Raw genomic sequence first — 20,130 nt, 5'->3', positions numbered from 1 at the left:
TGAAAAGTCATAAACTATAAGCTATTTTCCAATACAGAAAGAACTGAAAATATTGCCGAGCAAATCATCTGAGGTAAATTGCCCCGTAATTTCACTCAGATTAGCTTGAACTAAACGAAGTTCTTCAGCTAACAATTCCCCAGCATGAAACTCGGTTAATTGGACTAATCCAATTTGTAAATGTTCAGCGGCTTTTTCTAAGGCATCAAGATGACGACGGCGCGCTAAGAAACCACCCTCCATCCCTGTTTGGAATCCCATCGCCTGTTTTAAATGCTCACGCAATAAATCTACACCCTGATGTGTTTGGGCGGATAAACAAACGGTCGTTGTTCCATTTTCTTCTTTTAACCCAACTGCCTCGCCACTTAAATCTACTTTATTGCGAACAATGGTCACTGGCATATTATTTGGCAATTTTGATAAAAATTCTGACCGCACTTTTTCGATATTTTGGCTATCAGGATCGCTACTGTCTAACATTAAGATAATACGATCGGCTTGCTCAATCTCCGTCCAGGCACGTGAGATCCCGATACGTTCAACTTCATCTGTCGCTTCACGAAGGCCTGCCGTATCAATAATATGCAAAGGCATACCGTCAATATGAATATGCTCACGTAACACATCGCGCGTTGTTCCTGCAATATCTGTCACAATGGCTGCTTCTCTGCCTGCTAAAGCATTCAGTAAACTTGATTTACCTGCATTTGGACGACCGGCAATCACCACTTTCATCCCTTCACGTAAAATCGAGCCTTGTTTCGCTTCGTTACGGACTAAATCAAGCTGAGTGATAATTTCTCGTAATTTTGCTTCGATTTTACCGTCTGCCAAAAAGTCAATTTCTTCATCGGGGAAATCAATCGACGCTTCCACATAAGTACGCAGATAAATCACGGAATCCACTAACTGATTCACTTTATTAGAAAATTCACCTTGTAATGATTTTAATGCTGAACGAGCAGCTTGCTCCGAAGTGGCATCAATTAAATCCGCGATCGCTTCTGCTTGAGCTAAATCTAATTTATCGTTTAAAAAAGCCTGTTCAGAAAATTCACCTGGACGTGCAAGACGAACCCCATCAAGCTGTAAAATTCGTTTTAGCAACAAATCTAATACTACTTGTCCACCATGCCCTTGCAATTCCAATACATCTTCACCTGTAAAGGAATTCGGCGATTTAAAATAAAGCGCAATGCCTTGATCTAATACTGTGCCATCAGCATCTTTAAAAGGTAAATAATCTGCCATTCTTGGTTTAGGGCATTTACCTAGTACCTCTTGTGCAACTTCAACCGCTTTCGGGCCAGATACACGCAAAATACCAATACCACCACGTCCTGGCGCTGTCGCTTGTGCGACGATTGTTTCTTTCATAAAAACTCACTAAAAATTGACCGCACTTTTATCTGCGATAAAAAAATGAGAGGGCGCATTAATACGCCCATGAGATTATATATCAATCAATGATAGAAAAAAGGCATCTTTCGATGCCTTCTATCTGTTATTTTTTACGGGTGTGTAACCCTTTTTTCTCTAAACCACGGTAGATCATTTGTTGTTGTACGATAGTGATTAAGTTAGACACTAACCAGTAAAGTACGAGACCTGCCGGGAACCAGAGGAAGAAGAACATGAAGATCAATGGCATGAAATTCATCACTTTTTGTTGCATTGGATCTGCAACTGGTGTCGGTGACATTTTTTGTAACAAGAACATTGATCCGCCCATTAAGATTGGGAGAATGTAGTAAGGGTCTTGTGCCGATAAATCTTGAATCCAACCAAAGAATGGTGCATGACGCAGTTCAACCGCTTCCATAAACGTCCAGTATAATGCGATAAAAATTGGCATTTGAAGGATTAATGGTAAGCAACCGCCAAGTGGATTTACTTTTTCTTCTTTGTAAAGTTTCATCATTTCTTGGCTCATACGTTGGCGATCATCACCAAAACGTTCGCGCATTTCTTGCATTTTCGGTTGCAACATCCGCATTTTTGCCATAGAAGTATATTGTGCTTTTGTAAGCGGATATAAAATCGCTTTAACTACTAAGGTTACGCAAATAATTGCCACACCCCAGTTAGATACAATACTTTGAATGAAGGTTAATAACCAGAATAATGGTTTTGCAATGAACCATGCCCAACCGTAATCTACAGTCAAGTCTAAGTGGTTAGCCACTTCAGCCATTTTGTTTTGTAATTTTGGACCTGTCCATAATGAGCTGGTAATTTTTTCTGTTGCACCCGCTGGAACAGATACTACTGGACCACGATAACCAATAGACGCAACGTTATTTTTGCTGTCTGTAATACTATAAAGTTGGTTATTTACATCTTGATTTGGGATCCAAGCTGATACGAAATAGTGTTGTAAAACAGCAACCCAACCTGCTTTGGTATCAATAGAAAGATTTTTGTCTTTCATATCGCTGAAGCTGTATTTTTTGTAATTTGTTTCAGAAGAAGAATACGCACCACCTGTATAAGTAGGCATTGCCACGTTACCGCTGCTTTCAACTAATGTATGTTTTAATTGGCCGTAAGGTTCAACTTCAATTGCGCTACCACTTTGGTTCACAATTTCAAAGTTAACACCTACATCGTAGCTATCGCGTTTTAATACAAAGATTTTACGATAAGTGACACCATCTTTTTCAAATGTTAATGGTACAGAAAGTTCATTTTGACCTGCTGCTAATTTGAAATTATCACCCGTAACTTGATATTGTGCACGACCTGCTTTTGTATCGATCCCGTTTTTACCGATTAGGCCGCTTTGTGCAATGTAAACATGCTCGTTTGTATCTTTTAATAAAACGAAAGGTTCTTTTGAATTTAATTCTGCATCATATTTTAATAATTCAGAACTGATTACATCACCACCTAATGTATCTACTTTCAAACGGAATACATCATTTTCTAATGTGATAATGTGACCTTTGGTTTGTGAGTCTGCCACTACTTCAGCAGATGAAGAAGAACTTGCCGGTACATCAGAAGAGGCGGTTGTTGTTTGTTCCGTGGTCTGTTGTTGAACCGGTGGATTTTTATCAAGTTGCCATTGCTGATAAACAAGGAAAGAAATAAAAAGTAGTGCAAGCACTAATAGGCTACGTCTTGAGTCCATTATTTTTTCTCATCGTTATTATTAATCTTTTTCGGCGGAACAGGATCGAATCCACCGGCGCTTAAGGGGTGACATTTTAATACACGTTTTAGCGTAAGCCAACTACCTTTTAACAATCCATGTGTTTTTAACGCCTCAATACCATAGCAAGAACAGGTTGGCACAAAACGACAACGAGGCCCGATTAAAGGACTAATCGCTACTTGATAAAACTTAATTAAAGCGATGAGGATTTTTGCGCCAAACGAATGTGACGTGCCCATAATTTATCCAAAGTTTGTAAAAACGTTTGATTATCAAGCTGACCAATGCCACGTTTCGCCACAAAGACAAAGTCACAAGAGGGCAAATTATGTTGAGATAAACGAAAACTTTCACGAACTAAACGTTTAATACGATTACGATCATGCGCTCGTTTAAGATGTTTTTTAGCCACAGTTAAACCTAAGCGTGGATGCTCAAGATTATTTTTGCGTGCGAGAATGGTAATTTCAGGGGTGCTTGCTCGAAACGGTTGTTCGAAGACATTTTTAAATTGAGTGGGAGTTAACAATCGTAACTCCCGAGAGAAGTTTAGCTTAATCACTAAAAGAGGTGATTATGCAGATAAACTCTTACGACCTTTAGCACGACGACGAGCTAAAACTTGACGGCCGTTTTTAGTTGCCATACGAGCACGGAAACCGTGAGTACGGCTACGTTTTAATACAGAAGGTTGAAATGTACGTTTCATTGTAATCTACCTAAATCAAAATGGTTTACTGTTTTGATATTCAAAACACAACAAGGGTTATAAAAAATAGACCGCAATTTTAATCATAAATTGGGCTTTCGTCAAATAAGAAAAGAGAAAATTCCGAAATAATCTTCCGTTTCTTCTAAAATCGTGGGGATTATACGGATTTTGGGCAAAATCTCAAGCAACCTTTTTGTCTTTTTTTGATGAGCAACAGAAGATCTTTTGCCTAAATTATTGTAAAATTCTCTTCGATTTTTAACCGCACTTTTGCGGCTTTTATTTTATTCGCATATAACATAAGGATAATTTATCGTGAGCCTTTCCACCCTATGGCAAGATTGCTTATCTCAACTACAAGATCAGGTTTCTCCGATGGATCTCAGCACTTGGTTACGCCCATTACAAGCGGATGTCATCTCACAAGATCAAGTGGTGTTATATGCGTCCAATATGTTTGTAAAAAGCTGGGTGGAAAATCATTACTTGGCTCAAATTCATCAAATTTGCCAAGCCCTTGCTAAAAATCCAAATTTACAGATTATCGTAAAAGAAGGGGTAAAACCAGCTCCAAAAGCTGTTGAATCGGCCCCAACTCAAACAACTAATCATCAAGAAAGTGCGGTGAGTTTTCAGCAAGAATCTGATACGCCGACTAAATTTGAATCACACCTAAATCGTAAACATTTATTTGAAAACTTTGTTGAAGGTAAATCAAACCAACTCGCCCGTGCAGTAGGTCAAAAACTTGCTCTTGCACCAGGTGAACCAACAGCAAACCCATTCTTTTTATATGGCGGGACAGGCTTAGGTAAAACCCACTTATTACACGCCATCGGTAATGGTATTTTAGCGAATAAGCCAAATGCTCGCGTGCTTTATATCCATGCTAATAACTTTATGCAGCACATGGTCAAAGCGATGCGTGATAATAAAATGGATCAATTCAAAAAATTCTATCGTTCTCTCGATGCATTATTAGTGGATGATATTCAATTCTTCGCAGAGAAAGAAAAAACACAAGAAGAATTTTTCCATATTTTCAATAGTTTATTTGAAACTAGCCGTCAAATTATTTTGACTTCTGACCGCTATCCAAAAGAAATTGAGAAAATTGAAGAACGCCTAAAATCTCGTTTCGGCTGGGGTTTAACCACTGCGATTGAACCACCTGATTTAGAAACTCGTGTTGCGATTTTACTGAAAAAAGCAGAAGAACATAATATGGAGCTGCCAGAAGAAGTGGCATTCTTTATCGCCCAACGCTTACGCACCAATGTTCGTGAATTAGAAGGTGCGTTAAACCGTGTGAAAGCGATGCAAGACTTCAAAGGTGGTCACATTGATATTGATTTTGTGCGTGACACATTAAAAGATATTCTTGCCTTACAAGAACGTTTGGTAACCATTGAAAACATTCAAAAAGTCGTGGCAGAATACTATCGAATTAAAGTGGCGGATTTAAAATCAAAAAGCAGAGCGAGATCAGTCACTCGCCCACGCCAAGTTGCGATGGCATTAGCAAAAGAATTAACCAATAAAAGTTTACCGGAAATTGGTCGTGCCTTTGAACGCGACCATACGACAGTCTTAAATGCTTGTCGTGAAGTGCCAAAATTCCGTGAAAAAGACAGCAGTATTCAAGAAGATTGGGCGAATTTAATTCGCACATTATCTGCATAAGGAGCCAATGATGCAATTTAGCATTTCAAGAGAAAATCTATTAAAACCCTTACAGCAAGTTTGTGGCGTATTGAGCAATCGTCCGAATATTCCTGTATTAAATAACGTGTTATTACAAATTGAAGATAACCGTTTAACGATCACAGGGACAGACCTTGAAGTTGAGCTTTCTAGCTATACTCAACTTTCGTCTTCAACCGCTGATGGCGCGTTCACTATTCCGGCTAAAAAATTCTTAGATATTTGCCGCACGCTATCAGATGAATTTGAAATTACAGTTACCTTTGAAGAAGATCGAGCCATTGTAGAATCAGGTCGCAGTAAGTTTAATCTCACTACTCTGCCCGCTGAAGAATACCCAAATCTAACGGATTGGCAATCTGAAGTGGATTTTGCCTTACCGCAAAGCACCTTGCGTCGCTTAATTGAAGCAACCCAATTTTCAATGGCAAACCAGGATGCCCGCTATTTCTTAAACGGCATGAAATTTGAAACGGAAGGTAATTTATTACGTACTGTTGCAACTGACGGTCACCGTCTTGCCGTTTGTACGATCGAATTAGATCAAGATCTACAAACCCATTCAGTTATCCTCCCTCGTAAAGGTGTATTAGAACTGAATCGCTTATTAGAAAGCAGTGACGAACTTGCTCGTTTGCAAATCGGCACGAATAATCTTCGTATCCACTTAAACCACATTGTGTTTACCTCAAAACTCATTGATGGTCGCTTCCCTGATTACCGTCGTGTATTACCACGTAATGCAACGCGTATCGTAGAAGGTAACTGGGAAACCTTAAAACAAGCTTTTGTACGTGCTTCTATCCTTTCTAATGAGCGTGTGCGCAGTGTGCGTTTAAACTTAAGTGAAAACCAACTTAAAATTACCGCATCTAACCCAGAACACGAAGTGGCGGAAGAAATTGTTGATGTAAACTACCAAGGTGAAGAAATGGAAGTGGGCTTTAATGTGACTTACATTTTAGATGTATTGAACGCCTTAAAATGCCAACAAGTACGTATTCGCCTCACTGATGCGTCATCAAGCTGTTTAATTGAAAACAGTGAAGATGCAAGCGCAGAATACGTCATTATGCCAATGCGCCTCTAAGAATAATGGCCATTTCCCGCTTAATTGTTGAAAAATTTAGAAATTTAAATGCCGTGGATCTTGAATTTGATCACGGCTTTAACTTTTTAGTTGGTAACAACGGCAGCGGAAAAACGAGCTTATTAGAAGCAATTTTTTATCTCGGACATGGACGCTCTTTCAAAAGTGCGGTCGCAAATCGCATCATTTCTTACGATGAACCGCATTTCACGCTTTTTGGCCAAATTCAAGAAAGTCAGCATCAATGGTCTGTTGGCTTACAAAAACTTCGTCAAGGTAATACCATTGCAAAAATAAACGGTGAAGATGGTAACAAAATTGCCGATCTCGCTCACCTTTTACCCATGCAATTAATTACGCCTGAAGGACTTACCTTATTAAATGGCGGCCCTAGTTTTCGACGTGCATTTTTAGATTGGGGCTTATTCCACCACCATAATAGTTTCCATTCCTCTTGGGTTGCATTAAACCGCTTATTAAAACAGCGAAATGCTGCATTAAGTCAAAATCAGCCTTATTCTGCAATAAAAATATGGGATATTGAATTAGCTAAATTAGCCCACCAAGTGAGTGATTGGCGAGCTGAATATGCAGAAGCCTTGCGCCCAGAAATTGAAAAAACCTGCCAGTTATTTTTACCTGAATTAGAGATTACTGTTAGCTTTCATCAAGGCTGGGAGAAAGAAACAGAATATGGTGAATTACTGGCGCAAAACTTTGAGCGAGACAAAGCCATTGGCTATACGGTTTCTGGTCCACAAAAAGCGGATTTCCGCTTTAAAGCCAATGGACTACCTGTAGAAGATGTGCTCTCTCGTGGTCAATTAAAATTATTGATGTGCGCACTACGTTTAGCGCAAGGTGAACATTTAATGATTCAAAAACAGCGTCATTGCATCTTTTTAATTGATGACTTTGCCTCTGAGTTGGATCAACATAAACGAGCCCTGCTTGCGGAACGCTTGCAACAAAGTGGTTCTCAAGTTTTCGTAACCGCTATTACTCAAGGTCAACTCAAAGAGATGCAAGTGGGAAAAGGAAAATTGTTCCAAGTAGATAGCGGTAAGATCACCGAATTGCAACTATAAAAAATAATCCGATCTTGTTTAAGGATCGGATTACATTTAAAACAATACTATTTTTGACCGCACTTTAGTTTGGTTTCCATTCACCATTCAATACGGTACCAATCACGTCATAATCTTTTGTGAATACCGCTAAGTTTGCGACTTTACCTGCTTCAACTGAGCCTAAACGGTCATCTACGCCAATCGCTCTCGCAGGGTAAAGGTTACTCATGCGAATGGCTTCTGCTAATGGAATTTCCACATACTCCACTGCATTTTTGATGGATTCCATCATGGTAATTGATGCACCTGCAATCGTACCATTTGCATCGTAGCAACGACCTTCTTTCACATAAATCGGTTTTCCTACAAAAGTGAAGGTTTCCAATTCAGGTGGTGCACCTGCAGCAGCAATGGAATCGGTCACAATACAAAGTTTGTCACCTTTCGCTTTCTTATCTAAACGAACATTACCAAAATTCACATGCACGCCATCTACAATAATGCCTGTGTAAACATCGGAGTCTAATACCGCACCAACTACGCCCATCGCACGTCCTGAGCTGATCGGCGACATGGCATTGTGTAAGTGAGTAGCAAAAGTCGCACCTTTATGAAAGGCAGCTTTCGCCACTTCATAAGTCGCATTAGAATGACCAATAGACACAATAATGCCTGCTTTCACAAAATCAGGAATATATTGCACCGTTGGGTTTTCAGCAGCAATCGTAAGTTTGGTGATGACATCTGCATTATCACATAAGAAATCTTTCATCTCTGGCGTCGCTTCACGGATATATTCCGGGCGATGCACGCCTTTTTTCTCTAGACTCAAATAAGGTCCTTCGATGTGTAAGCCAAGCGCTTGATTTTTATGCTTATTCAAATACTCACGCATGATATTTACTGCGTATTTGATATCTTCATCCGGTGCAGTAATAAACGTTGGTAAGAAACTAGTACAGCCTGATTTCAAGTTAGTGGCTTGCATGATTTCTAATGTTTCTACGCTTGTTTGATCGTTAAACATCACGCCACCGCAGCCATTTAATTGCAAATCAATAAAGCCTGCTGTGAGATTATGCCCTTTTAAATCAATGGTTTTAATCTCACTTTCTAATTCGCTTTGTGGAATAACAGATTGAATATATTCCCCTTCAATAATCACTGCATAATCTCTTAACACTTCATTTTTCGTGTAGATTACGCTGTTAATTAATGCATACTTCATCATACCTTCCTAAAATCAAATTAAAATTAACCGCACTTATAACACACTATGAATCGCGCGACCTTCCAATTCGGTAAAATATTTCACTGTTTTCACTTTCAATTCTTGCAATGCAGGCTCATCACATACCAAAACGAAATGACGATGAAGCTGTAAAGCACTCACTGTCCAAAGGTGATTAATACTGCCCTCAACTGCAGCTTGCACGGCTAAGGCTTTATTATGACCTGTTGCTAAAATCATCACTTCTTCAGCATCAAGTAATGTACCCACGCCGATTGTTAAAGCATATTTGGGCACTTGATTTACATCGTTATTAAAGAAACGAGAATTAGCAATAATGGTATCAGGTGTTAAAGTTTTAATACGGGTACGCGAACTTAAAGAAGACGCAGGTTCATTAAAGGCAATATGGCCATCAACGCCCACACCGCCCATAAATAAATGGATTTTGCCGTAAGATCTAATTTTTTCTTCATAACGGCGACATTCTTCATCATGGTCATTGGTATTACCATTCAAAATATTGATATTTTGCGGTTGAATATCAATATGATTGAAGAAATTATTATGCATAAAACTGTGGTAACTTTCTGAATGTTCTTTTGGCAGACCAACATACTCATCCATATTAAAGGTCACCACATGTTTAAAACTCACTTCTCTCGCTTGATTTAATTTAATCAACTCTTGATAAGTCTTAAGTGGTGTACTACCTGTTGGTAAACCTAATACAAAAGGACGTTCTGCGGTAGGTTTAAAATGATTAATTCGATCAGCAATATGACGCGCCGCCCAACGGCTGACTTGTTGTTCATTGTTAAGAGGAATGAGACGCATAATAACCTTCCTTATCCGTACCACACTGACATTCTTTCCTCCCTCGCTATAGAGAGAGGAAAGAAGTAAGTGCGGTCACTTTTCCATTAATTTATAAATATTTTGCTTTTAACTCTTTCGCTTTCGCTAATTGCTCTGGTGTTGCTTTCGCTGTCATTGGCTCACGGCAATAACCTGCATCCACACCATCTAGTTTCAATAACTCTTTGATAGTGAGATATAAGCCATTCGCTAAAATGCCTTCGATAAGGTCATTGGTCACGTGTTGAACTTGAAGCGCATCAGCCAATTTACCTTGTTTGGTTAATTCAAAGATTTGTCTTGCACGCACACCGTTTACGTTGAATGTACTACCGATCGCACCATCTACACCAAGAGATACAGCTGGCACCATCATTTCATCAAAACCAGCCCAAATGAGGTGGTTTGGATAAGCTTTTTTCAAGCGTTCTAATAGATAGAAATCCCCAGCGGTAAATTTCACACCTAGCACTTTCGGGTTTTTATAAAGTTCGCCGAATTGCTCAATCCCCATATTCACGCCTGTTAAGAACGGAATTGAGTACACGATCATGTTATTGCCTGTTTCAGCAATGATAGTGTCATAGTAATGTTTGATTTCAGGGAAGCTGAATTTGTAGTAGAACGGTGTTACTGCGGAAAGACTGTCATAGCCTAATTCCGTTGCATATTTACCTAATTCCACTGCTTCATGTAAGTTCACGCTACCCACTTGTGCGATTAGTGCTACTTGGTCTTTTGCTTCATCTTTCGCGATACGGAAAATTTGTTTTTTCTCTTCCGTAGAAAGCATGAAGTTTTCACCTGTTGAACCGCCTACATATAAACCATCAATTTTCATCTTATCAATGTTATAGCGAATGATTTCACGCAAACCTTTTTCATTGATAGAGCCATCTTCATTGAATGATACTAATAACGCACTAAAAATACCTTTTAAGTTACGCATTTTTCTCTCCTATTTGATACGTTGTTCTAAAATGACATTTAATGTTTTTTGCTTTATTTTGACCGCACTTTCCTGTGATGCCTGTACTAATAAAGCGTAAATCAAATCTAATACGAATAATTGAGCAATCTTCGTGCCGATAGAGTCGCCTTGCAACTTGCCTTGCTTATTTCCATTCACTAAAACAAGATCGGCATATTCTGTGATGGGTGAACGCAAGCTGTGCGTAATCGCAATGGTTTTGGCGCCATTTTCTTTCGCAATTTTCATGGTATGAGTGGTTTCTTGAGAATAACCGGAATGGCTCAAACCAATTGCCACATCCTTTTTCGTCAATAACGATGCCTGCATATACATAAAATGATTATTACCCGTGGCATCCACTTGCACACCGATACGCATCAGTTTATTTTTGGCATCTTCCGCGGTAATACCGGATGTACCCACACCAAATAAGAAAACACGATTTGCTTGCTGAATGGCTTTTACTGCTTCTTCCAACTGCTCAAAATCTAATAAATTGATGGTTTCATCCATCACGTTATTGATGGCAGATTTCAGCTTATGCGCAATATTCAATGAGTTGTCAGAATCGGTAATATCTGAATCTAATACGGTGTTATCTTTGCCATCTTTTGTGGCAAGCTCGATGGATAATTCCAATTTAAAATCACTGAAGCCTTTAAAGCCGAGAGTACGGCAAAAACGCACAAAGGTCGCCTCCCCCACTTCTAAATGGGCGGCAATTTCAGCTAAAGGAGCCTGCACCGCAAGATCGGGATTCAATAAAATCGCATCCGCAATTTTCTTTTCAGTCTTCGTTAAACTACGATACAACGAGCTAATGGTATTTAAAATATTGCCATTTTTAGCCATAAACCACTCCCGTATTTTTTGCTTGTAATAAGCAATCTTTTACCCAATAAGCTGCCCCAATCAAGCCTGCATCTTGTCCCAATTGAGCACTTTCTAATTCGCAATTATAAACAGCGGGAAGTTCACTTAATAAAGATTGAACTAGCGGTAAATAGCCTTCAGCCAACCCTACGCTACCGCCAACCACGACTTTTTGCATGTCTAATCCAATCTTCAAATCCGCAATTAAATTCGCTATGGCTTGAGCTGAACGAGTCACAAGTGCGGTTGCTTTTTCATCATTTTGACGGAAACGTGCAAAAACTTCTTTCGGATCACAAGGATCATCCCATTGAGAAGAAACTGCTTCAATCGCTCGACCTGATGCAATGGCTTCAACACAGCCACGGCGACCACAGCCGCAAATGGGGCCATTAGGATCAGCCAAAGTATGCCCTATATGTCCTGCAATGCCGTTTGGTTCAGTAAGTAAACGATGATTTAAAATTAAACCGCCCCCTACGCCTGTTGAAACCGTAATAAAGGCAAAGTTTTGAACATCATTAGGGTTTTGTAATTGATATTCTGCATAGGCTGCAGCTTGCACATCATTAAGCAAACCAATCGGTTTATAGGTATGTTGTGCAATACTGTCTTTTAATGGGAATTGAGCCAATCCACCCAAATTTTTAGGGTTAAGTGCGGTCAGAACGCCTTGATTAATAATGCCCGTTGAAGCAACGGCGACATAATCAAACTGCCCTTCATATTCTTTTAACAACTGAGCAAGGGTTTGATGCATCGCTTGCGTAGCATCATCTTGTGGCGTAGAAATCTGTTTTCGCTGTTTAATTTCACCATTTTTCACTATAGCAGAAGCGATTTTCGTGCCACCAATATCTAATGCCAAACAACGCTGTAATGTCTGACCACTATCCACTGTTAATGACATGTCTTCTTCCTTTATTTTTTCGCTGAACGAATAGCTTGTGCGAACCAACTTACAATATGCTCTAAACGCGTTAATGCGGAGCCAACTGTCACGCAATAAGCACCAATTTCAATTGCTTTTTTCGCCAACTCAGGGGTGTTATAACGTCCTTCCGCCATGACTCGGCAGCCTGCCGCTTTCAAATCTTTAACTAATTGATAATCAGGCTCTTCCGGCACAGTGCCACCTGTGTAGCCAGACATCGTACTGCCCACAATATCAAAACCGAGTTTTTGACAGTACAAGCCTTCTTCTAAATTCGAACAATCCGCCATGGCTAAACAGCCTAATTCGTGAATTTTTTTGACCGAACTTTCAATATCTACTGGTCTAGGACGGTTCGTACCATCCACTGCAATAATATCTGCACCGGCTTTCGCTAAATCTTCAATATCATGCAAAAACGGAGTAATTCGTACAGGGCTATCAGGTAAATCACGTTTCACAATACCAATAATCGGTACATTCACAGTAGGGCGTGTTACTTTAAGATTTTCTACACCCTCAATACGCAAGCCCGCTGCGCCACCAATAACAGAAGCCTGTGCCATGGCTGCCACGATTTCTGGTTTATCCATCGGGCCGTCATCGACAGGCTGACAAGAAGCAATAAGACCAAATTTGATTTTATCTAAGACTTCATTATGTGATAATTTCGACATATAAACTCCTACATTAGACAGTAACACTTGGTTTCCTTTTGGGCTTTCTGGTCATTATAGTAAAACACAGTAAAACTTGCACCATAAAAAAATATTTTTTGAAGTGCAATTTCAAAATTTGTGATCGACTTCTCAAATTTGAGATAAAGTAACAACATCTATACAAAATATTTTTTTTTACTTTAAAATATGAAGTAATACTTCATTATTAATAAAAATAGGAGAAAAAAATGAATGTGTTAGGTTATGCGCAAAAAATTGGGCAGGCCTTAATGGTACCTGTTGCGGTCTTACCAGCAGCAGCTGTACTGATGGGGATTGGTTATTGGCTTGACCCAGATGGCTGGGGAGCTAACAGTCAACTTGCTGCATTTTTAATTAAATCAGGTGGTGCTATCATCGATAACATGGGCCTGCTTTTTGCCGTTGGTGTTGCTTTCGGTTTATCTAAGGACAAACATGGTTCTGCTGCGCTTTCAGGTTTAGTGGGTTACTATGTGGTAACCACTCTACTTTCACCTGGCAGTGTTGCTCAGCTACAACATATTGATGTAAGTGAAGTACCCGCCGCTTTCGGGAAAATCAATAACCAATTTATTGGGATTTTGATCGGGGTGATTTCGGCTGAACTTTATAACCGCTTCTATCAAGTAGAATTGCCAAAAGCGCTTTCCTTCTTTAGCGGAAAACGTCTCGTGCCAATCGTCGTTTCTTTTGTCATGATGTTCATCAGCTTCGTATTGCTTTACATCTGGCCATATATTTTCGGCGGTTTAGTGTCATTCGGTGAAAGCATTAAAGATTTAGGCGCTGTTGGTGCAGGTCTTTACGGTTTCTTTAACCGTTTACTCATTCCTGTTGGCTTACACCATGCATTGAACTCTGTATTCTGGTTTGACGTAGCTGGCATCAATGACATTCCAAACTTCTTAGGTGGTGCGAAATCACTTGCTGAAGGAACGGCAACGGTTGGTGTCACTGGTATGTATCAAGCCGGTTTCTTCCCTGTCATGATGTTCGGTTTACCGGGTGCCGCATTAGCGATTTATCTCAGTGCTAAACCAAGTCAAAGAACGAAAGTGGCATCAATCATGCTTGCGGGTGCATTTGCCTCATTCTTCACAGGTATCACCGAGCCATTAGAATTCTCTTTCATGTTTGTTGCGCCAGTGCTTTACTTCATCCATGCGGTATTAACCGGTATTTCCGTCTTTATCTCGGCAACAATGCATTGGATTGCGGGCTTCGGTTTCAGTGCGGGTCTCGTAGATATGGTGCTTTCATCACGCAACCCGTTAGCCGTTGAATGGTATATGCTAATCGTACAAGGCTTAGTATTCTTCGTGATTTACTATGCAGTATTCCGTTTTGCAATTAAAGCATTCAACTTAAAAACATTAGGTCGCACAGAAGAAGCAGAAGAAACCACTGCAGCACAATCAGCAGCGAACCAATCTCGCGAAGAAAGAGCGGTCAAATTTATTGATGCTTTAGGTGGTGCTGATAACTTCAAAAATATTGATGCTTGTATCACTCGCTTACGTTTAAGCTTAGTGGACCAACACAAAATTAATGAAGAACAGCTTAAGTCTCTTGGCGCCAAAGGTATCGTGAAAATCGGTAACGATGGCTTACAAGTGGTTCTCGGCCCTGAAGCGGAACTTGTGGCAGAAGCCATGAAACAAAAAGTGAAATAACACACACCAAATGAAATACCGACTCAGAAATGGGTCGGTGTTTTTTTGCCAAAAATAAAGTAAAAAATGACCGCACTTTAGCTGAGAATTTCTCGTTCGAAGTGAGTTAAATGAAAGTTTGAAAATTGAAGATTGTTTTGAAGGGTGGTGGAACTAAGCAGAATTGGTCTTAACAGCAAGTGGCTTACTGCATCGCATCCCTGCGGGATTTCTACCTAGCCCACCATAGATTTAAAGCATCTCTGGAGTTCCAGTCTGCGATATAAAATTAAAAGATTAAGAATCTTTTAAAAGCCACTTATATATTCAGGAGACCAATCCTGACTTCCAAAGAAACTACATTGGAAGGCAGTGGTATGATAGAAGTCTTCCGCTATTTTGTCAATTAAGATATTGCACTAAAAGAAGTATTTTTTCGCTTTTCGTATAAAAATTAACAAAGGCATTTCAACTATCACATCAATGTAACAAAAACAAAATAACCGTCTTATTAAAGACGGTTATTTTTACTATCGAGTGCCGTAAACCACAATGGTTTTACCGTGCGCATGAATTAGATTTTGATCTTCCAGCATCTTAATTATTCGTCCTACGGTTTCACGTGAACAGCCTACCATTTGACCGATTTCCTGACGCGTAATTTTAATCTGCATACCATCAGGATGAGTCATGGCTTCAGGCTGTTTTGCCAAATGCATAAGCGCTTGCGCAATTCGACCCGCTACATCAAGAAAGGCTAAATTTGTCACTTGTCGGGAAGTATTTTGTAAGCGCTTAGCCAATTGTGCAGTCAAGAACATCAATATTTCTGGGTTAATCTGAACTAGCTGACGATATTTCTTATAAGATATTTCTGCGATCTCACAAGGCGTTTTTGTCTTAACCCAAGCTGAACGTTTAGACCCCTCCTCAAACAAACCTGCTTCACCAAAAAACTGCCCAGCTCCAAGATAAGATAAAATCATCTCTTTACCCTCATCATCCTTTGACGAAACCATCACAGTCCCTTTAATTAAGAAATACAGAATATTCGCATCTTCCTCTGCATGAATTAACGTTGATTTTGCAGGATATTTATGTAAGTGGCAGTGTGTCAGGAACCAGTCAAGGGCAGGATCTCGAGCTTGCTCATCATCCTGCTGATTCTGTTCTTCAAGTAATTCTACATCTTCTGACATATAAGCTCCTATTGATTCATTTTAGAAATTCCATTTTATCTTTGATATCAATGGATTCATGTAATTCTGACCAAACAATCACTGCACTTCCATTGTGAATCTTGTTTAGTAGGTGTTGTTTTTTTTGTTCTAAAGAAAACTCGTGTGAACCATAATCAGTACCTTCCCTAAGTACCACACTTTCCACAATGTTTTCTAAGGTTTCTGTTGGCAATTCTTGCCACGGAATAATCATATATTTATCAACTAAAGTCAATTAAGCAAAAAGCGGTTCTAGAAAACGCCATTGCTGTTCAAAACTTTGATTGGCGCCTAAACGGAAGTTTGTGCGGACGTAACGCATAAACTGCCCTTCACAAAGGGTCACTAAATGCCCTGCAATAATACGTTCATCGACATTAAAACCCCGCCCTTCACGTAATTTTCGCATTTGTAAAATATTCACAAATTGCATTTCAAGACGATCGAAAAATTGCGCGACACGCGCCTGTAAAAGTGGCTCTTCAAACATCAAGGCATGTCCAGTCAAAATACGTGTTAAACCTGGGTTTTTACGTGCAAAGTCAAGGATCATCTGCATAATGTCACGCACTCTATTCATCGTATTGGTTTCATTACGAATTGATGTGGTGATACGGCTAAATAAATTCGCTTCAATATTATCGATCAACGCTTCAAACATTTTAGTTTTACTTGGGAAGTAACGATAAAGAGCCGCTTCTGACACCCCTACTTCTTCCGCTAAACGTGCTGTTGTCATACGTTCCATTCCCCGTTCAGAATGCAGCATATGGGTAAGCACCGTCAACACTTGTTGCCGACGTTCTTTTACCGTGCGTTTTTCGATTTTTGGCGGTTTGATTTCCGCGGCAATCTCATCAACTTCTACGAGAGATAATTGTTCTACCATAGTTTATTTCTTACCTGAATGACCAAAACCGCCCTCACCGCGTTCAGTTTCGGTAAATTCGCTGACAATATTGAATTCTGCTTGTACTACTGGCACAAAGACTAATTGCGCAATACGGTCACCAACTTCAATTTTGAACGGTTCATGACCACGATTCCATACAGACACCATTAATGGACCTTGATAATCTGAATCAATTAAGCCGACCAAGTTACCTAATACGATACCGTGTTTATGACCTAAACCAGAACGAGGCAAAATCACTGCTGCAAGATTTGGATCGGCAATATAAATTGAAAGGCCTGTTGGAATAAGTTTGGTTTCGCCTGGTTGAATTTCAATGCCTTCTTCAAGTAATGCACGTAAATCCAAACCGGCTGAACCTTTGGTTGCATAGGTTGGTAAAGGAAATTCGTTGCCTATACGGCTATCTAAAATTTTTACATCAATTTTTTTCATGCTTATTTATCCTTTAAAAGAAATCTGTCATACAAAAGTGCAGTCACAAAATCCAACGAATTTTGAACGTATGTTATTTGTGATAATGCTCAACAATTTCAGTGACCAACACTTCTGCCAATTTATTTTTATCAGCTAACGGCAACGCTTTTTCGCCTGTTTTCCAAAAGATCTGCAAGGCATTTTGATCTTGTCCGAATACTTGCCCGCCCGATACATCATTAGCACAAATTATATCTAAATTTTTGCGTTGAAGTTTGCTCTTCGCATACTCAGCGACATTTTGCGTTTCAGCTGCAAAGCCCACAACAAATGGACGATCTTTTTCTAAACTTGCCACACTCGCGATAATGTCTGGATTTTTCACCAATTTAAGAGAAAGCTCATCGTTATCATTGGTTTTCTTAATTTTTTGATCCGCGACTTCCGCAACTCGATAATCAGCCACAGCGGCACAGCCAATAAAGATGCTATTTTTGACCGCACTTTCTAGGGAGGCTTGCCACATTTCATGGGCGGTTGTCACATCAATACGATGAACATTTTTCGGTGTAGCCAGATTAACAGGTCCCGCAATTAAGGTGACATTTGCCCCACGTTTTGCAAAGGCCTCGGCAATTGCAAAGCCCATTTTACCTGAGCTGTGATTAGAAATATAACGAACCGGATCGATAGCTTCACGCGTCGGGCCTGCCGTAATAGCGACGCTTAAATCAGCTAAATCTTGTTGAACCACAAAAAGTGATTGAAGCGAGTCAAAAATTTCAGCTGGCTCAGACATTCTACCCGCACCCACATCGCCACAAGCTTGAAAACCACTATTTGGCCCAACAAAATGAATACCTCGCGCAGAAAGGGCGGTCAAATTTTGTTGTGTAATCGCCTGGCGGTACATTTGCTGATTCATAGCCGGTGCGAGCAAAATAGGTGCACTTGTCGCGAGACAAATCGTACTTAGTAAATCATTTGCCATTCCAACGGTTAAACGCGCAATAAAATCGGCGCTAGCTGGCGCAATCACAATCGCATCAGCCCATTTGGCCAGCTCAATATGCCCCATGGCTAATTCAGCTTGAGGATCAAGTAAAGATTGAGAAATCGCATTACCTGAAATGGCTTGTAGCGTTAAAGGTGTGACAAATTCAGCGGCTGCAGGCGTTAAAGCCACTCGAACTTCTGCGTTAGATTTGCGTAATAAACGAATAAACTCAATGGTTTTATAGGCGGCAATGCCTCCTGTAATTCCGACAATAATACGCTTTCCGCTCAAGCTCATTTGCTACTCCGCTATGACTTAATAGAATGAATATGTTTTGTGTGTTAGTACTTAACAACTTAAGGTCGCCTATTTTACTTCAAATTTCGCCAATAAAAAATTTTATTTTTGCGATCTCTGTTCCAAAAATAAAATAGACAATTCGCAATGACTAAAAACATCATGAAAATTGACCGCACTTTTTTCTTTTCATTAATTAATATGCAGACAAACTCTCCTTTAATGCCTCGTGAAAAATTGTTGAAATATGGCGTTGAAGCCCTAGAAGATCACGAATTACTCGCTATTTTCTTACGTACAGGGATTAAAGGTTGCCCTGTTATGGAATTATCACATAGCGTGCTGCAACATTTTGGATCCCTTCGAGCCTTATTAAGTGCAGATAAAGAAGCCTTTTGCAAAGTAAAAGGATTAGGCATTACGCAGTTTATTCAACTGCAAGCCACCACAGAAATGACAAAGCGGTATCTGAAGCAAGAATTACTGATAGAGCATGTATTTAGCGACACATCTACGGTAAAGCTTTATCTTCAAACGGAGCTTCACCACGAAGAACGTGAAATTTTTATGGTGTTATTTTTAGATAATCAACATCGTTTGATTAAAAAAGAGCGGTTATTTTTAGGCACAATTAATGTGACGAATGTTTATCCACGTGAAATTATCAAAGAAAGCCTTTACTGCAATGCGGCCGCCTTAATTTTGGCTCACAACCACCCTTCTGGCCTAGCAGAACCGAGCTATTCCGATAAAGTGATTACACAAAAAATTATTGAAGCAGCTGAATTAATAGAGATTCGTATTTTGGATCATTTTATTGTCGGCAAAGGGAGTTGTTATTCTTTTGCTGAACATAATCTGTTATAGTTTTAGGGAATTTGATGATTTTTTTATCGTTCATTTCCATTTAAAGACGGAAAAATCGCTTTTGGACTTGAGAAATGAAAATAAAGTCAGTATAATTTGCGACCTTTAATATAGTAAGTGGGTCGGATACTGCGACCTGACGAGGAAGCAAGCTTAGTTTTAAGCTTCATTATCCGAACCATAAGCTCGAGCTTATATTTAAATTATTGGAGATTATTATGTCTAGAGTTTGTCAAGTAACAGGCAAGCGTCCAGCTGTGGGTAACAACCGCTCACACGCGTTGAATGCGACACGTCGTCGTTTTCTTCCAAACCTTCACACTCACCGTTTCTGGGTTGAAAGTGAAAACCGTTTCGTGACCTTACGTTTAACTGCGAAAGGTATGCGTATTATCGATAAAAAAGGCATTGATGCAGTGTTAGCTGAAATCCGTGCTCGTGGCGAAAAAATCTAAGGAGCT

22 protein-coding genes are annotated in these 20,130 nt (G+C 39.7%); 6 read left to right on the top strand and 16 right to left on the bottom strand.

Going from position 1 to position 20,130, the window contains the following annotated elements; translation table 11 throughout:
• Positions 1-21 precede the first annotated feature (21 nt).
• From mnmE to rpmH, 5 genes are all read right to left on the bottom strand, one after another.
• Complete coding sequence (mnmE, locus tag DX522_RS08600) at positions 22-1,380, bottom strand: tRNA uridine-5-carboxymethylaminomethyl(34) synthesis GTPase MnmE (protein ID WP_115180495.1); 1,359 nt, start codon at positions 1,378-1,380, stop codon at positions 22-24.
• 127 nt (positions 1,381-1,507) lie between these two features.
• Positions 1,508-3,136 (bottom strand): membrane protein insertase YidC, encoded by a 1,629-nt coding sequence (yidC, locus tag DX522_RS08595; RefSeq protein WP_115180494.1) that lies wholly within the window; start codon positions 3,134-3,136, stop codon positions 1,508-1,510.
• Positions 3,136-3,399 (bottom strand): membrane protein insertion efficiency factor YidD, encoded by a 264-nt coding sequence (yidD, locus tag DX522_RS08590; RefSeq protein WP_049374607.1) that lies wholly within the window; start codon positions 3,397-3,399, stop codon positions 3,136-3,138. Before yidD ends, yidC begins: the two co-directional genes overlap by 1 nt.
• Positions 3,354-3,722 carry a ribonuclease P protein component gene (rnpA, locus tag DX522_RS08585; protein WP_014064016.1) on the bottom strand — a complete coding sequence of 123 codons (369 nt, stop codon included), beginning with the start codon at positions 3,720-3,722 and terminating at the stop codon, positions 3,354-3,356. The genes yidD and rnpA overlap by 46 nt, the downstream gene beginning before the upstream one ends.
• A 12-nt stretch (positions 3,723-3,734) precedes the next feature.
• The gene (gene rpmH / locus DX522_RS08580) at positions 3,735-3,869 is read right to left on the bottom strand and encodes a 50S ribosomal protein L34 (protein WP_005539760.1); all 135 of its coding nucleotides are present in this window, start codon (positions 3,867-3,869) and stop codon (positions 3,735-3,737) included.
• Positions 3,870-4,187: 318 nt separating this feature from the next.
• On the opposite strand from rpmH, the gene dnaA reads away from it, so the two are divergent.
• Genes dnaA through recF form a run of 3 tightly spaced genes read left to right on the top strand, consistent with a single transcriptional unit; the run spans position 4,188 to position 7,754 of the window.
• A complete protein-coding gene (gene dnaA / locus DX522_RS08570; protein ID WP_115180493.1) occupies positions 4,188-5,555 on the top strand; it encodes a chromosomal replication initiator protein DnaA in 1,368 nt (455 codons plus the stop codon).
• Positions 5,556-5,565: 10 nt separating this feature from the next.
• Entirely contained in the window at positions 5,566-6,666 is a 1,101-nt protein-coding gene (dnaN, locus tag DX522_RS08565) for a DNA polymerase III subunit beta (protein ID WP_014064018.1), read from the top strand.
• A 5-nt stretch (positions 6,667-6,671) separates the two neighbouring features.
• Positions 6,672-7,754 carry a DNA replication/repair protein RecF gene (recF, locus tag DX522_RS08560; RefSeq protein WP_115180492.1) on the top strand — a complete coding sequence of 361 codons (1,083 nt, stop codon included), beginning with the start codon at positions 6,672-6,674 and terminating at the stop codon, positions 7,752-7,754.
• Between the two features lie 64 nt (positions 7,755-7,818).
• Here the strand turns inward: recF and nagA are convergent, their stop codons facing one another.
• The 6 genes from nagA to DX522_RS08530 all read right to left on the bottom strand — a co-directional run bounded on the left by nagA (position 7,819) and on the right by DX522_RS08530 (position 13,282).
• On the bottom strand, positions 7,819-8,964 hold the full coding sequence (nagA, locus tag DX522_RS08555; RefSeq protein ID WP_115180491.1) for an N-acetylglucosamine-6-phosphate deacetylase: 1,146 nt from the start codon (positions 8,962-8,964) through the stop codon (positions 7,819-7,821).
• 36 nt (positions 8,965-9,000) lie between these two features.
• Positions 9,001-9,804, bottom strand: a complete 804-nt coding sequence (gene nagB, locus DX522_RS08550) for a glucosamine-6-phosphate deaminase (protein WP_115180490.1) — start codon at positions 9,802-9,804, stop codon at positions 9,001-9,003.
• Between the two features lie 91 nt (positions 9,805-9,895).
• Positions 9,896-10,774 (bottom strand): N-acetylneuraminate lyase, encoded by an 879-nt coding sequence (gene nanA / locus DX522_RS08545; RefSeq protein WP_005695560.1) that lies wholly within the window; start codon positions 10,772-10,774, stop codon positions 9,896-9,898.
• Between the two features lie 9 nt (positions 10,775-10,783).
• Positions 10,784-11,650: a MurR/RpiR family transcriptional regulator gene (locus DX522_RS08540; RefSeq protein WP_005698439.1), complete on the bottom strand. Its 867-nt coding sequence runs from the start codon at positions 11,648-11,650 to the stop codon at positions 10,784-10,786.
• On the bottom strand, positions 11,643-12,581 hold the full coding sequence (locus DX522_RS08535; RefSeq protein WP_115180489.1) for an N-acetylmannosamine kinase: 939 nt from the start codon (positions 12,579-12,581) through the stop codon (positions 11,643-11,645). The genes DX522_RS08540 and DX522_RS08535 overlap by 8 nt, the downstream gene beginning before the upstream one ends.
• Before the next feature lie 11 nt (positions 12,582-12,592).
• Positions 12,593-13,282 (bottom strand): N-acetylmannosamine-6-phosphate 2-epimerase, encoded by a 690-nt coding sequence (locus DX522_RS08530; RefSeq protein ID WP_115180488.1) that lies wholly within the window; start codon positions 13,280-13,282, stop codon positions 12,593-12,595.
• Positions 13,283-13,512: 230 nt separating this feature from the next.
• Here DX522_RS08530 and nagE point away from each other — a divergent pair, with 230 nt between their 5' ends.
• A complete protein-coding gene (gene nagE / locus DX522_RS08525; RefSeq protein ID WP_115180487.1) occupies positions 13,513-14,979 on the top strand; it encodes an N-acetylglucosamine-specific PTS transporter subunit IIBC in 1,467 nt (488 codons plus the stop codon).
• A 509-nt stretch (positions 14,980-15,488) separates the two neighbouring features.
• Here nagE and crp read toward each other — a convergent pair.
• The 5 genes from crp to coaBC form a co-directional block, all read right to left on the bottom strand.
• On the bottom strand, positions 15,489-16,157 hold the full coding sequence (gene crp, locus DX522_RS08520; RefSeq protein ID WP_070712795.1) for a cAMP-activated global transcriptional regulator CRP: 669 nt from the start codon (positions 16,155-16,157) through the stop codon (positions 15,489-15,491).
• A 16-nt stretch (positions 16,158-16,173) separates the two neighbouring features.
• Positions 16,174-16,392 (bottom strand): YheU family protein, encoded by a 219-nt coding sequence (locus tag DX522_RS08515; protein WP_005695554.1) that lies wholly within the window; start codon positions 16,390-16,392, stop codon positions 16,174-16,176.
• 21 nt (positions 16,393-16,413) lie between these two features.
• Entirely contained in the window at positions 16,414-17,067 is a 654-nt protein-coding gene (gene slmA, locus DX522_RS08510) for a nucleoid occlusion factor SlmA (protein ID WP_005698358.1), read from the bottom strand.
• 3 nt (positions 17,068-17,070) lie between these two features.
• Positions 17,071-17,526, bottom strand: coding sequence for a dUTP diphosphatase (gene dut / locus DX522_RS08505; RefSeq protein WP_115180486.1), 456 nt, complete (start codon positions 17,524-17,526; stop codon positions 17,071-17,073).
• 73 nt (positions 17,527-17,599) lie between these two features.
• A complete protein-coding gene (gene coaBC, locus DX522_RS08500) occupies positions 17,600-18,802 on the bottom strand; it encodes a bifunctional phosphopantothenoylcysteine decarboxylase/phosphopantothenate--cysteine ligase CoaBC (RefSeq protein WP_115180485.1) in 1,203 nt (400 codons plus the stop codon).
• A 201-nt stretch (positions 18,803-19,003) separates the two neighbouring features.
• Here coaBC and radC point away from each other — a divergent pair, with 201 nt between their 5' ends.
• Positions 19,004-19,669 carry a RadC family protein gene (gene radC, locus DX522_RS08495; protein ID WP_115180910.1) on the top strand — a complete coding sequence of 222 codons (666 nt, stop codon included), beginning with the start codon at positions 19,004-19,006 and terminating at the stop codon, positions 19,667-19,669.
• Positions 19,670-19,887: 218 nt separating this feature from the next.
• Positions 19,888-20,124 carry a 50S ribosomal protein L28 gene (gene rpmB / locus DX522_RS08490; RefSeq protein ID WP_005599762.1) on the top strand — a complete coding sequence of 79 codons (237 nt, stop codon included), beginning with the start codon at positions 19,888-19,890 and terminating at the stop codon, positions 20,122-20,124.
• The last annotated feature ends 6 nt before the right edge of the window (positions 20,125-20,130 follow it).

This window comes from Haemophilus parainfluenzae (genome assembly GCF_900450995.1).
GTDB lineage: Bacteria > Pseudomonadota > Gammaproteobacteria > Enterobacterales > Pasteurellaceae > Haemophilus_D > Haemophilus_D parainfluenzae_O.
The sequence above is the reverse complement of the archived record's forward strand: the minus strand, read 5'-3'. Positions and strand labels throughout refer to the sequence as shown.